This is a genomic window from Octadecabacter sp. R77987 (assembly GCF_042466115.1).
Taxonomy (GTDB): Bacteria; Pseudomonadota; Alphaproteobacteria; order Rhodobacterales; family Rhodobacteraceae; genus SW4.
This window is the reverse complement of record NZ_JAXHBQ010000001.1, coordinates 2,658,950-2,671,974: the sequence shown is the minus strand read 5'-3', so window position 1 is coordinate 2,671,974 and position 13,025 is coordinate 2,658,950. Positions and strand designations below refer to the sequence as shown.

The following is a 13,025-nucleotide window of genomic DNA, read 5'->3' as shown; positions in this document are numbered from 1 at the left end:
AGCCACCCTTGGCACGCGACCGGCAGAACAACGACGACTATATCAACCCGCTCCGCAGGCTTCTGATCGGGGTGCTGGTGCTGTTTATGTTCGCCGTCTTTCTGGTCTGGCGGATCGACAGTCCGCGCGTTGAAAGGTTTCGTGCGGCCGTGATTGACCGGGTCGTGCCGTCGTTTGATTGGGCGATGGCACCGGTGACAGGCACCGTGAACCTGATCGCGGATTTCCAGAGTTATCAACGGATTGCCGAACAAAACCGCGATCTGCGCCGCGAATTGCAACAGATGCGAGCCTGGCGCGAGGCGGCACTGCAACTGGAACAGGAAAACGCCAAGCTGCGCGATTTGAACAATGTGCGCCTTGATCCGCAAATCACCCATGTGACGGGCGTGGTGCTGGCCGACAGCGGGTCGCCGTTTCGCCAATCGGTGTTGCTGAACGTCGGTGCGCGTGACGGTATTCTGGACGGCTGGCCAACGATGGACGGGATCGGCCTTGTGGGGCGGATCAGTGGCGTGGGCGAAAATACCAGCCGTGTGATCCTGCTGACCGATACGTCCAGCCGGATTCCGGTAACGATCCAGCCATCGGGCCAACGCGCGGTGTTGGTTGGCGACAACACGATCAACCCGCCGATCGAATTTCTTGAAACACCGGACGCCGTGCGCCCCGGCGACCGCGTGGTCAGCTCCGGCGATGGCGGGTTGTTCCCGGCCGATCTGCTGGTCGGGCGGGTGGCCCTGGGCAATGACCGCCGCTTGCGCGTGCGCCTGTCCGCGGATTACGAACGCCTTGAATTCCTGCGCGTCCTGCGCAGCCAAGAGGCCGAAAGGATCAGCGACACAGGTGCCTTGATCGCCCCGGTTGATCCACCGGTCCTGCCCACAGTTGACCCCCCCGCCGAGGTGAACGCCGAGGAAGCCACCGATGGCTGACTCTCCCACCACACAAGTCTGGATCGGTCGCGCGATTTTTGCGGCGCTGACTTTGGCGATTGTCTTTGTGCAATTGTTGCCGCTGGAAACCATGCCGCGCAGCATCGGGTTTCCTGATGCAATGCTGTGCCTTGCCCTGACATGGGCAGCGCGGCGACCTGATTATGTGCCTGCCCTTCTCATTGGCACGGTATTCCTGCTCGCCGATTTTCTGTTCCAGCGCCCGCCGGGGCTTTGGACAGCACTGGTGCTGATTCTGACCGAAATGTTGCGCGCACGCGCTGCCGGCCTGCGCGCGATGCCGTTTCCGGTTGAATGGGCCACCGTCGCCGCAGGCATTGTTGGCATCACAATTGCCTATCGCGCGGTCCTTGCGATGGTGCTGGTCCCCCAAGCGCCGCTGGGTTTGACAATGACGCAGATGGTGCTGACAATCCTGTTCTATCCGGTCGTTGTCGGCCTGTCGCATGTGGTGTTCGGGGTCAGCCGCCCTGCTGCCGGTGCGGTTGATTCACGGGGGCATCGCATATGAGGCGCGCACCAAAGGACACCGCCGAAAGCGCACGCAAGATCAGCCGCAGGGCGCTTGTGCTGGGCGCGGCTCAGGTTGGTGTCGTGGGCGCGCTTGGGTTGCGGATGCGCTCGATGCAGATCGAACAGGCCGACCAGTATCGCCTGCTGGCCGATGAAAACCGGATCAACATTCACCTTTTGCCGCCACCGCGTGGTTTGATCTTTGATATCAACGGCATACCCCTTGCCGGAAATGAACAAAACTACCGCATCGTCATGGTCCGCGAAGACGCAGGCGATGTCGAAAACGTGCTGGCCCGCCTGTCGCGGCTTGTGCCGTTGCCACCCGAAGCGATCGAAAATGCGCTGGTTGAATTGCGCCGTTCCGCCTTTGTGCCCGTCACCATTGCCGACCGGCTGACATGGGATGACATCACCCGCGTGACCGTCAACGCCCCTGCCCTACCCGGCGTGATTGCCGAGGTCGGATTGTCACGCCTTTATCCGATGCAATCGGATATGGCGCATGTGGTCGGCTATGTTGGCCCGGTCAGTGATTATGACCTTGGCCGGATCGACGACAATGATCCGCTGTTGCGCATCCCGCGCTTTCAAATCGGCAAGACCGGCGTTGAAAACAAGATGGAACGGGCGCTGCGTGGATCAGCTGGCAGCCGCCGGATCGAAGTCAACGCCGTGGGCCGCGTGATGCGCGAACTTGACCGTCAGGAAGGCGTGCCGGGTGCTGACCTGCAACTGAGCGTCGATGCCCGGCTGCAAAACTACCTCCAGGTCCGCATGCAGGGCGAAAGCGCGTCGGCCGTTGTCATTGACCTTGAAAACGGTGACTTGCGCGCCATCGGCTCGGCTCCGACGTTTGATCCGAACCTGTTTGTGCGCGGGATTTCCGTGGCCGACTGGCGCGGGTTGAACGAAGACAAATACCTGCCCCTGTCCGCCAAGGCCGTGCAGGGCGCCTATCCGCCCGGTTCAACCTTCAAGATGGTTACGGCATTGGCGGCGCTTGAAAACGGCGACGTCGACCCCGAAGAAACTGTCTATTGCGGCGGCCATACAGATGTGTCGGACGTACGGTTCCACTGCTGGAAACGGTCGGGTCACGGCAATATCAATCTGCACGAAAGCCTCAAGCAAAGCTGCGATGTCTATTATTATGACCTTGCCCAGCGTGTCGGGATCGACAAGATCGCCGAAATGGCCCGCAAGCTGGGGATTGGCATCAAACACGATGTGCCGCTGTCGGCTGTTTCAAGCGGGCTGGCCCCCGACAAGGCCTGGAAGGCCGAAGTGCGCGGCGAAGACTGGCGGATCGGTGATACGGTCAACGCGTCCATCGGGCAGGGCTATGTGCTGGCCTCGCCCTTGCAACTGGCCATCATGACCGCGCGGATTGCCACGGGCAGGTCTGTAACACCGCGCCTTGTGCGCGCCATTGACGGGGTTGAACAGCCCTCGGGCGCGGGTGAACCACTGGGTTTGAACGAAAACTACCTGCGCCGTGTGCGCCAGTCGATGTATGCGGTCACGAACCACAACCGTGGCACCGGTTTCGGATCGCGCATCGTCGAAGACGCATTTCGCATGGCAGGCAAGACCGGCACCAGCCAGGTGCGCCGGATCACCGCAGAAGAGCGCGCACGCGGCGTGACCCGCAACGAAGACCTGCCGTGGGAACGGCGCGATCATGCATTGTTCGTCAGTTTTGCCCCCTTCGAGAACCCGAAATATGCGGTCGCAGTGGTTGTGGAACACGGCGGGGGCGGATCAGTGGCCGCGGCCCCGATTGCCCGTGATATCATGCTGCAAGCGCTTTATGACGGCACGCCGCCGCTGTCGGCTTACCCATCCAGCGCGCGTGGCCGGATCGCCGAACAGCATCGCACTTTCCAATTGCGCGACATTGTTCTGCCGCCGTCAACGGATCGGGCCTGACGCATGAGTTATCTTGAGTATCAGGCCAAGTATGTGCCCACCGGCTTTCGCAAGCTGCTGCACCTGAACTGGCCTATCGTGATCTTGCTTACGGCTGTCGCCGCGGCCGGTTTCCTGATGCTTTATTCCGTCGCGGGCGGGTCGATGGATCCGTGGGTGCGCCCGCAGGTCGCCCGCTTTGGCCTTGGGCTTACGCTTATGTTGGCCATCGCGATGGTGCCCATCTGGTTTTGGCGAAACATGGCGGTTCTGGCCTACGTCTTTGCCATTATCCTGTTGATACTGGTCGAGTTTATTGGTGTGACACGGGGCGGGTCGCAACGCTGGATTGACCTTGGCTTTATGGTGTTGCAACCCTCCGAAGTGATGAAAATCGCGCTTGTGATGTTACTGGCCGCCTATTACGACTGGTTGCCGATTGAAAAAACCTCGCGCCCGCTTTGGGTTATGGCGCCGGTCGCGCTGACCCTCATTCCCGTTTATCTGGTCCTGAGCCAACCCGATCTTGGCACATCACTTTTGCTGTTGATGGGCGGCGGGGTGATGATGTTTCTGGCGGGTGTCCACTGGGCCTATTTCGCAGGCGTGATTGCGGCAGGGATCGGCGCTGTTGTGGCGGTGTTCCAGTCGCAAGGCACGTCTTGGCAGTTCCTTGAAGACTACCAATATCAGCCGGATCAACACCTTCCTTGATCCCACCGCAAACCCTCTGGCCGAAGGCTATCACATCACGCAGGCGAAAATCGCGCTTGGGTCGGGTGGCTGGACAGGGCGCGGGTTCATGCAGGGCACCCAATCGCGGTTGAACTTTCTACCCGAAAAACACACCGACTTTATCTTTACCACATTGGCCGAGGAATTCGGCTTTGTCGGCGCCTTTGCCCTGCTGATCCTTTACACACTGATCATCCTGTTTGCCGTCAGTTCGGCACTGCAAAACAAGGATCGCTTTGCCAGCCTTGTCACGCTTGGCGTGGCAATGACGTTTTTCCTGTATTTTGCGGTCAACATGGCGATGGTCATGGGCCTTGCACCCGTTGTCGGTGTGCCGCTGCCATTGGTCAGCTATGGCGGATCGGCCATGCTGGTCCTGCTGGCAGGCTTTGGTCTGGTCCAAAGCGCGCATGTGCACAGGCCACGTTAAGTCATGCCTCTCAATATCCATTTCTCGGCCGCTGATCATGTTTGGGACGACTATAACGTCGTTCTGCCACAGGCGTTGGAAAAGGCGGGGGTGCACGCCCACCTGTCGCGCGATCATGCGCCCGCAACCGTCGATTATATCGTCTTTGCCCCCAATCCGGCCCTGACCGATTTCGCGCCCTTCACCCGCTGCAAGGCTGTCCTTAGTCTTTGGGCAGGCGTTGAAACCATCGTCACGAATGACACGCTGACCCAGCCACTGGCGCGCCTCGTTGATCCGGGATTGACGCAAGGGATGGTCGAATGGGTTGTCGGGCATACCTTGCGCCACCACCTTGGGATGGATACCCATATCTTTGGTCAGGACGGTGTCTGGCGCGATCATGTCCCGCCGCTGGCCGGTGATCGCCCTGTCACGGTCCTTGGGCTTGGTGCCTTGGGGGCAGCCTGCGGACAGGCACTTGCCAGCCTGAGCTTTCCCGTCACCGGCTGGTCGCGCGGAGCAAAGACAATCGAGGGGATCACCTGCCTGCACGGTAGCGCGGGGCTGGAACAGGCCCTGACCAATGCTGAAATCCTGATCCTTCTGCTGCCTTTGACGCCGCTTACCCGCAACCTCATCAACGCCGAACGGCTGGCGCACCTCGCCAAGGGTGCTTTTGTCATCAATCCGGGGCGCGGGCCGCTGATTGACGATACGGCCCTGCTCGCTGCACTGGAGACGGGTCAAATCGCCCACGCCACACTTGATGTTTTCCGCCAGGAACCCCTGCCCGCGGGCAACCCCTATTGGACACATCCAAAGGTCACGGTCACGCCGCATATTGCCTCGGAGACGCGCCCGGCAAGTGCCGCAAAAGTCATCGCGCAAAACATCGCGCGGGTTGAAGCCGGCCAGCCACTCAAGAACCTCGTCAACCGGTCACGCGGCTACTAAGCCCTTCTTTTGTTTGCAAATACTCTGGGGGAATTGGCAGCAGGCCAAGGGGGCAAGGCCCCGTCAAAACATCGCGCGCGGCGCAGCCGCTCATTTCAGCTTTGGCGGGCGGGACGGGTCCATGCCGGGGTTTGCGCCAGGGGTGGCAGGCGTCTTGGCCGCAGGCAGATCGAACCGCAAACCAACCTTGGCAAGGCGTGCGGCCATCGCGTCTGATGCGTCAATGAAACCGACATCAAGCGCGCCTGCCTCGATCCCCGAAAAGGTCAATGCCTCGGCCACGGACTGGGCCAACGCGCTTTGGGCGGGGGCAATCGCATCGACAAAGGCCAGGAAATGCCCCTTCGCACCCCCTTCGTATGTCGCGCCGACCAGATAGGCCGACCGCGCCAGCCCCGCGGCGCTGGCCAGCTTGCGATCAAGGGCGGTGATGAAGTCTTCGGGCAATCCAACAGGCGCGCGCACCTCAAGGAAACGCGCCTCGCCTTGTTCAGGGCCGTTCCCAAGGGTCTGCGCCAGCCAATCAACGGCCGTCGCGGGGATCAAAATGGACGACGGCGCGACGTCGGGGTTCAGCGCCATGCCAATCCCCTGCCCCGCCAGCATGGCCGCCAGCGCACGCCCCGACATCGCCGCATAGGGGGCGACCTTGCCGACAAATTCGGCCAGTCGTTCAGCGCGGTCAAAGACCAGAACGAATGTCTGGTCCTCGACCGGAAACAGCGCAGGTTCGATCTTGTCACCGACCGGTTCCGCTTCAAGCAGGATCAGCAGTTCACCATCGGCAAGACGTTCGTAAAACCGCAAACGGGCGTTGGCATCATCGGATTGCTCCATCACGGCATGGGCCTGATCAATCTGGGTCGCGTTCTCGCTCATGCCATAACCTCTTGCACCCGCCCGCGCAGGACGGGCAAAACCTCGTTTTCAAACCACGGATTGCGGCGCAGCCAAGCGGTATTGCGCCACGACGGATGTGGCAAGGGAAACACACGCGGCGCGTGGTCACGCCATGCCCGCACGGTGTCGTTGACCCGCCCTGCGCCCAAGTGCCAGCGCATTGCATGCCCGCCCACCAGCACGGTAAGCGGCACATCGCCCAGCGCGTCCATCACCGGGTTGCGCCAGGTCTGCGCGCAAATCGCGGGCGGCGGCAGATCCGCGCCGCCCGCGTTGTATCCGGGAAAGCAAAACGCCATCGGCACGATCGCCACTTGGTCGCGGTCGTAAAATTGCCCCCGTTCCAACCCCAGCCAATCGCGCAGCCGGTCCCCTGACGGATCATCAAAGGGGCGGCCGCTGTCATGCACCCGCGCGCCGGGTGCCTGTCCGGCGATCAACAGGCGCGCACCGGGCTGAAACCACGGCACGGGGCGCGGGCTGTGGGCCGTCGCGGTGGCTGCAAACCGGTCCGCACAGATCCGGCAATCAGCAATGGCGCGGGCAAGGTCTTTCATCCCCCTGTCCTAGCGCGCAAATGCGCCACGCGGCAGCAGAAATCGCGCAAATGCGCCGTAGTTGCCACAAAACCCCGCCCAAACATGCGCGTTTTACCAAATTTCATTGTATTTTGGGCAGTTGATCCGACATAAAGGGGGAAATGGCATCTGCTCATCAGGTGTTAACAGCCATCGGCCATATAAGGGCGGGGCGCACGAGGCCGAAACGGGTAATGCTCGAGTTTGATAACGTCAGTAAGTCCTTTTGGACAGGAAAGCAGCGCAAGGTAATCCTTGATCGCGCCTCTTTTCGCGTGGACGTGGGGCATTCGCTTGGCATCCTTGCGCCAAACGGCACCGGGAAGACCACGCTGATCAACATGATGGCCGGCCTTGAAAAACCAGATGAGGGCGACATCCGCCGCACCAGCCGGATTTCGTTTCCGCTGGGGTTCATGGGCGGGGTCGTGAACCGGCATACGGCGCGTGAAAACAGTCGCTATATCGCGCGGCTTTACGGCCTTGATCCTGATTACGTCGAGGCGTTTTGCCGCTGGCTTTCGGGGATCGAGGAATATTTCGACATGCCCGTGGGCACCTATAGTCAGGGGATGCGCGCACGCTTTACGTTTTCGCTGATGCTTGCCCTTGATTTTGATATATATCTGATCGACGAAGGGATGCCGCAGACCACGGATCAGGAATTCAATCGCAAGGCTGGTGAAGTCTTGCGCGAACGGCTTCAAAAGACCACGGTGATCATCGTGTCGCACCAGCCGGAAACACTCGAACGATTTGCCCGCTCGGCTGCGGTTTTGCTGGGTGGCAAGTTGCATATGTTCGATACCTTGGAAGAAGCGAAACAGCTCTATGACTACGAAACCCAAGGCTAGAAAGTTCCGCATCAAGCGATCGGCTGGCCCCGCCAGCGATGGTCGGGATGCGCCCGAACAGGCCCAGCAGCCCGACGATCAGCCAACCGCGCGAAGTGGTCAGGTCGACAGCGCCGAAACGGTCGCCACCGAAGGGGATATGGACGCGATCCGCAAGGAAGGGCTGACAGGGCGACAGCTGCGCATGGCGCGCCGCGTGGCCCAGAAACAGGGGCTGGCCGTCACATCGGATTTTGACGCCGTGCGCCAGCTGCGTGCCCGCGGCATTGACCCGTTCCAGCGGGCCAATATCCTTGAACTTGTGGTGCCCGATGATGGCACGGCGCCCGGTGCAGGCCCCGGAATGGACGCCAGCGCTGCCGGTGGTGGTCAGGGCAACGGCGGTGGCCGCGCCGGTGTGCCGCAGAAATCCGGCGATGGTCAGGGCCGCGTGCAATTGCCCCAGACGATCCAGAAAAAGCAGATGCTGCCCTCGACCGAACGGGCCAATCCCGCCGAACAACGCGCGGGCGAAATCATGAAGATCCAGCGCGACATCGCGCGCCGCCGCCGCAAAAGCCTTGTGATGCTGTTTTCGCGGCTGGGGATGTTTGTCTTGCTGCCAACCTTTGCCGCAGCGTGGTATTTCTATGTTGTTGCCACGCCGATGTTCGCAACCAAGGCCGAATTCGTGATCCAGCAGGCCGAACCGCAGGGCGCGGGCGGGCTTGGCGGCTTGTTCCAAGGCACAGGCATGGCCACGCAACAAGACAGCACCACCGTGCAATCTTACCTTACCTCGCGCGCCGCGATGGTGCGGCTGGATCAGGACCACGGGTTTATCGAACACTTCAGCGACCCTGACATTGACGCCATCCAGCGCCTGCCCGAAGGGGCCACGAATGAAGACGCATATGGCCTTTATCAAAGCCACGTCAAGATCGGCTATGACCCGACCGAGGGTATCCTCAAGATGGAAGTGATCGCCGCTTCTCCCGAGGCCAGTCAGGAATTTTCCAATGCGCTGATCAAATACGCCGAAGAACAGGTTGATCAACTGACCCAGCGCTTGCGTGAGGATCAAATGTCGGGGGCCTTGGCCAGCTATGAAGCATCCGAAGCGCGCCGCGCCGAAGCCTTGGCCGAACTGTCACGCATTCAGGGCGAAACAACCACGCTTGACCCGCTTGCCGCCGCCGCCGCGCTGCAACAGCGGATCACCACGCTGGAAATCGAACTTGATGCCAAATCGATCGAGCTTGCGTCAATGTTGGACAACCGCCGCCCGAACGAGGCCCGTGTGAACGCCCTGCGCGCCGAAGTGGACCGGTTGAACGAACAGATCGAAATCCTGCGCAGCCAGCTGACCGAAGCGTCCGGCGATACCGCCTCCCTCAGCAGCGTCACCGCCCGCTTGCGCGAGGCCGAGGAGAATTACAACTTCCAGACCGTGCTGGTGCAACAGGCGCTTGCGCAAATGGAAAGTGCGCGAATCGAAGCCAACCGGCAGGTGCGCTATCTGTCCCTGGGCGTTGAACCCATCGCCCCGGACGAAGCAACCTATCCCAAGGCGTTTGAAAACACCGTCTTGGCCTTTCTGATCTTTTCGGGCATCTACCTTATGATCTCGCTTACGACATCAATCCTGCGCGAACAGGTCAGCTCATGAATGACGTTTCCATCGGCCCGTTGACGGTTTCCAATGACCGCCCCCTGACCCTGATCGCTGGTCCCTGCCAGTTGGAAGGGTTGGATCATGCCCTGATGATCGCCTCGCATATGGCGGATGTTTGCGCCAGAACCGGCGCGCAGTTCATTTTCAAGGGCAGCTTTGACAAGGCCAACCGCACCTCCCTGTCGGGCAAGCGTGGCCTTGGGATTGACGAAGGGTTGCGGGTGATGGAACAGGTCAAGGCCGAACTGGGCTGCCCCGTGCTGACCGACATTCATTCGGTCGACCAATGCGCCCCGGTTGCGCAGGTTTGCGATGTTATGCAGATTCCCGCGTTCCTGTGCCGCCAGACCGACCTGTTGTTGGCCGCTGGCGAAACCGGTGCCGTGATCAACGTCAAAAAGGGGCAATTTCTGGCACCATGGGATATGCCCAACGTGGTGTCGAAAATCGAAAGCACCGGCAACAAACGCATCCTGCTGACGGAACGGGGCACATCCTTTGGCTACAACACCCTTGTGGCCGATATGCGCAGCCTGCCGCAGATGGCCGCAACCGGATACCCTGTGGTGATGGATGCGACCCATTCGGTGCAGCAACCCGGCGGCATGGGTGGCAGCAGTGGCGGGCAACGCGAATTCGCCCCCGTCATGGCGCGCGCGGCTGTGTCCTTGGGTATCGCATCGGTGTTTATCGAAACCCACGAGGCACCCGATACCGCCCCATCCGATGGCCCCAACATGATCCCGTTGGATCAGATGGGCGCGCTGATGGCATCGCTGATGGCGTTTGACAATCTGGCCAAGGAAAATCCGATCCGCCTCTAATGGCTTGGCCTTGGGGCCGTGGCGATTTAGGATCATCCCATTGATCACCAAAGCGATGTTCCCATGACTATTCTTCGCCTGCTTGCCGTTCTTTGCGTTACCCTGTTTCTGGCCCTGCCCGTCAGCGCGCAGGACACAACAACCGATGCGCCCACAGGCGCGATTTCCACCGATGCCACGGCCCAGACTGATGCCGACATGGCCGTGCGGCTGCGCGAAATCCTAAGCGAGTTGGGCGGGTTTGAAGACGTGACCGTCACCGTCAACGAGGGCATCGTCACCCTGCGTGGCACCACCAATTCCGCCGCCGAGGCCGCGGGCCTCGAAGCCTTGGTGAACCGCGTCGAGGGCGTTGTCGCGATCAAGAACAACGTCACCGAAACTGCCGATATTGCCCGCCGCCTGAACCCCGCCGTGGAACGGTTTACGGCGCGGATGGACCAGTTCCTGATTTTTCTGCCAATCCTTGTGATCGCCCTGGCCGTCTTTGCGGTCATCGTCTTTCTTGGGTTTCGGATTGCGCGGTTGCGCCAGCCTTGGGAACGGATCGCGCCAAACGCGTTTATCGCTGACCTGTTTCGCACGCTGGTGCGCATCGCCTTTGTGATTGGCGGGGTCGTCATCGCGCTTGATATCATGAACGCCACTGCGCTGCTGTCGACGATCCTTGGGGCGGCCGGCCTGATTGGTCTGGCCATCGGGTTTGCCGTGCGCGACACGGTCGAAAACTTTATCGCATCGGTCATGCTGTCGATCCGCCAGCCATTCCGACCCAATGACGTGGTGGAAATCAACGGCGATCAGGGCAAGGTGATCCGCCTGACCAGCCGCGCGACAATCCTGCTGTCGTTTGATGGCAACCACATCCGCATCCCCAACGCGACCGTGTTCAAAAGCCGGATCATCAACTTTTCCCTCAACCGCGAGCGGCGTTTTCAATTCACGATCGGCGTGGATTCTGACGCTGATCTTGCCGCCGTGCGCACTCTTGCTGCCGACACATTGCAGGGCCTTCCATTTATCCTTGATGAACCGGCCGTGTCTGTCTGGTTGGGCGACATTACCGACGCTGGCGTCGAGGTGATCGTGACGGGCTGGATCGACCAGAACGAAACCTCGCTTGTCGCCGCCCGTGGCGAGGCGTTGCGCCTTGTCAAAGGGGCGATCACCGCCGCAGGCGTGGCCATTCCCGACACAACCTACACGATACGCCTTGACGGCGCCGAACCCCCTGCCGCCGCCCAATCCAAGGGCACAGCGGCCAAATCAGCGCAAGTTTCATCGCCCGAGACCCTGACACCCGAAGCTGTCGACGCGGAACAGGAAAACGCGCTTGACCGGATGATCGACGCCGAACGCGAGGATGGTGAAGGCGAGGACCTGCTGCGAGAGGATGCGCTTAAGGAATAGGTTCATTTTTCGCGCAATACGGGCTTGATCACCACGTCTGCGTGGCGTATCACCCGCCTCGCTGCTGGGATGTAGCCAAGTGGTAAGGCAACTGTTTTTGGTACAGTGTACCGTAGGTTCGAATCCTACCATCCCAGCCAGCAAATCCTCCAAACGTTCGCAACACGAGAATGGACCCCCGCCAGATCATGCACTAGCGTTTGGAAAGGGTCGCGGTTTTGTGGCTTTTTATCGTGTTGCGCAGGTCACTTTGGACGCGTCAGGCGATGATGCAGGGGGACATTCGTTGATCTATTACGTTGCCACTGAACGCCATATCCGGCGACCGGAAAAATACCTGCGCATCAATCCCGACCTCAGGAACGTGCTGAGAACCCTGACCTACGAGGAAATCTTTTTTCAACGCGGTGGTCCTGTCGGGCACTACATCTTTACCGATCACGACCGGCTGACGCGATTTGAACTGGACTGCGCATCGCTTTTTTGTGACGCGCTGCAAAAGGTCGCGCCTGATGCGACAATCCTCAATCACCCTGCGCGCCTGAAAGACCGTGTGCCTTTTCTGCTTGCGCTTCAGAAGGCAGGGATCAATTCATTTGGCGTCACCCGCCTTGAAACGGGTGAACGGCCACCGCAATACCCTGTGTTCCTGCGGTCCGAGGATGGATGTGGCGGGCCGGAAACAGACCTCATTCACAACGATTCAGAATTTGACAGTGCGCTTGCGAGCCTCAAGGCGCGGGGCAAGACGCTGCGTGGCCGCATCGCGGTCGGCTATGCAGCGCAAGCTGGACCAGATGGCCATTTTCGCAAGTATGGCGCTTACAAGATCGGCGCAGACATACTGCCGCATCATATCCACCTTGGGCAGCACTGGGTCGTCAAGCGCAACGTGCCGGACCTGGACTGGACGCAGCCGAATGATCGCAGTGTCGAGCTGCGCGACAGCGCGGTTACCGAAGAACTGGAATACGTCCGCACCAATCCGCACCGCGAGATCATCAACAAGGCCTTTGAAATTGCGCAAACGGAATTCGGGCGCATTGACTACGGAATTGTCGACGGCCGCATCGAGATCTTCGAGATCAACACCAATCCAGGCCTGCCGAAATTTACGCGCTCGGATGCACGGAACGTTGTCCGCGACATCACAAAAGCGCAGCTTGTCGCCGGGTTTCACACCTTGAACACGCCTATCGTCGGGAAACAGGCATTCGTGCGGTTCAAGCTGCCCAAGACCCTTGATCACAAGTTTCGGCTGCCGGTCAAATATCTGCCACGGGCGATGCGGCGGGTGGTGCAAAGGATGTTTGTGACCTAGGCG

General features: G+C 60.4%; 11 protein-coding genes, 1 tRNA gene and 1 pseudogene. 11 read left to right on the top strand and 2 right to left on the bottom strand.

Translation table 11 applies throughout. The annotated features are described in order from the left end of the window. The first annotated feature begins 8 nt into the window (after positions 1 to 8). From mreC to SJY21_RS13565, 5 genes and pseudogenes are all read left to right on the top strand, one after another. Positions 9 to 935, top strand: coding sequence for a rod shape-determining protein MreC (gene mreC / locus SJY21_RS13585; protein WP_377511718.1), 927 nt, complete (start codon positions 9 to 11; stop codon positions 933 to 935). Beyond that, entirely contained in the window at positions 928 to 1,467 is a 540-nt protein-coding gene (locus SJY21_RS13580; protein WP_377511715.1) for a rod shape-determining protein MreD, read from the top strand. The genes mreC and SJY21_RS13580 overlap by 8 nt, the downstream gene beginning before the upstream one ends. Beyond that, positions 1,464 to 3,401, top strand: coding sequence for a penicillin-binding protein 2 (gene mrdA, locus SJY21_RS13575; RefSeq protein ID WP_377511712.1), 1,938 nt, complete (start codon positions 1,464 to 1,466; stop codon positions 3,399 to 3,401). Before SJY21_RS13580 ends, mrdA begins: the two co-directional genes overlap by 4 nt. A 3-nt stretch (positions 3,402 to 3,404) precedes the next feature. Next, positions 3,405 to 4,545, top strand: a pseudogene (gene rodA, locus SJY21_RS13570) (rod shape-determining protein RodA). 3 nt (positions 4,546 to 4,548) lie between these two features. Next, a complete protein-coding gene (locus tag SJY21_RS13565) occupies positions 4,549 to 5,481 on the top strand; it encodes a 2-hydroxyacid dehydrogenase (protein WP_377511709.1) in 933 nt (310 codons plus the stop codon). Positions 5,482 to 5,571: 90 nt separating this feature from the next. Here the strand turns inward: SJY21_RS13565 and SJY21_RS13560 are convergent, their stop codons facing one another. Both SJY21_RS13560 and SJY21_RS13555 read right to left on the bottom strand, forming a co-directional pair. Beyond that, a complete protein-coding gene (locus tag SJY21_RS13560; RefSeq protein WP_377511706.1) occupies positions 5,572 to 6,360 on the bottom strand; it encodes an SseB family protein in 789 nt (262 codons plus the stop codon). Next, positions 6,357 to 6,938: a uracil-DNA glycosylase family protein gene (locus SJY21_RS13555; protein WP_377511703.1), complete on the bottom strand. Its 582-nt coding sequence runs from the start codon at positions 6,936 to 6,938 to the stop codon at positions 6,357 to 6,359. The genes SJY21_RS13560 and SJY21_RS13555 overlap by 4 nt, the downstream gene beginning before the upstream one ends. 215 nt (positions 6,939 to 7,153) lie before the next feature. Here SJY21_RS13555 and SJY21_RS13550 point away from each other — a divergent pair, with 215 nt between their 5' ends. From SJY21_RS13550 to SJY21_RS13525, 6 genes are all read left to right on the top strand, one after another. Then, positions 7,154 to 7,813: an ABC transporter ATP-binding protein gene (locus tag SJY21_RS13550; RefSeq protein ID WP_377511701.1), complete on the top strand. Its 660-nt coding sequence runs from the start codon at positions 7,154 to 7,156 to the stop codon at positions 7,811 to 7,813. After that, positions 7,791 to 9,461: a capsule biosynthesis protein gene (locus SJY21_RS13545; RefSeq protein WP_377511698.1), complete on the top strand. Its 1,671-nt coding sequence runs from the start codon at positions 7,791 to 7,793 to the stop codon at positions 9,459 to 9,461. Before SJY21_RS13550 ends, SJY21_RS13545 begins: the two co-directional genes overlap by 23 nt. Then, positions 9,458 to 10,291: a 3-deoxy-8-phosphooctulonate synthase gene (gene kdsA / locus SJY21_RS13540; protein WP_377511695.1), complete on the top strand. Its 834-nt coding sequence runs from the start codon at positions 9,458 to 9,460 to the stop codon at positions 10,289 to 10,291. Before SJY21_RS13545 ends, kdsA begins: the two co-directional genes overlap by 4 nt. Positions 10,292 to 10,354: 63 nt before the next feature. After that, a complete protein-coding gene (locus SJY21_RS13535) occupies positions 10,355 to 11,701 on the top strand; it encodes a mechanosensitive ion channel domain-containing protein (RefSeq protein WP_377511692.1) in 1,347 nt (448 codons plus the stop codon). A gap of 65 nt (positions 11,702 to 11,766) precedes the next feature. Beyond that, positions 11,767 to 11,841, top strand: a tRNA-Gln gene (locus SJY21_RS13530). Between the two features lie 80 nt (positions 11,842 to 11,921). Then, complete coding sequence (locus SJY21_RS13525; RefSeq protein WP_377511689.1) at positions 11,922 to 13,022, top strand: hypothetical protein; 1,101 nt, start codon at positions 11,922 to 11,924, stop codon at positions 13,020 to 13,022. Positions 13,023 to 13,025: the final 3 nt, after the last annotated feature.

Excerpts from the sequence above, each read along its gene's own strand:
- SJY21_RS13550 (WP_377511701.1), top strand. The coding sequence starts at position 7,154 with ATGCTCGAGTTTGATAACGTCAGTAAGTCCTTTTGGACAGGAAAGCAG.
- SJY21_RS13555 (WP_377511703.1), bottom strand. The coding sequence starts at position 6,938 with ATGAAAGACCTTGCCCGCGCCATTGCTGATTGCCGGATCTGTGCGGAC.
- kdsA (WP_377511695.1), top strand. The coding sequence starts at position 9,458 with ATGAATGACGTTTCCATCGGCCCGTTGACGGTTTCCAATGACCGCCCC.
- SJY21_RS13535 (WP_377511692.1), top strand. The coding sequence starts at position 10,355 with ATGACTATTCTTCGCCTGCTTGCCGTTCTTTGCGTTACCCTGTTTCTG.
- SJY21_RS13560 (WP_377511706.1), bottom strand. The coding sequence starts at position 6,360 with ATGAGCGAGAACGCGACCCAGATTGATCAGGCCCATGCCGTGATGGAG.
- SJY21_RS13580 (WP_377511715.1), top strand. The coding sequence starts at position 928 with ATGGCTGACTCTCCCACCACACAAGTCTGGATCGGTCGCGCGATTTTT.
- SJY21_RS13545 (WP_377511698.1), top strand. The coding sequence starts at position 7,791 with ATGACTACGAAACCCAAGGCTAGAAAGTTCCGCATCAAGCGATCGGCT.
- SJY21_RS13565 (WP_377511709.1), top strand. The coding sequence starts at position 4,549 with ATGCCTCTCAATATCCATTTCTCGGCCGCTGATCATGTTTGGGACGAC.
- mrdA (WP_377511712.1), top strand. The coding sequence starts at position 1,464 with ATGAGGCGCGCACCAAAGGACACCGCCGAAAGCGCACGCAAGATCAGC.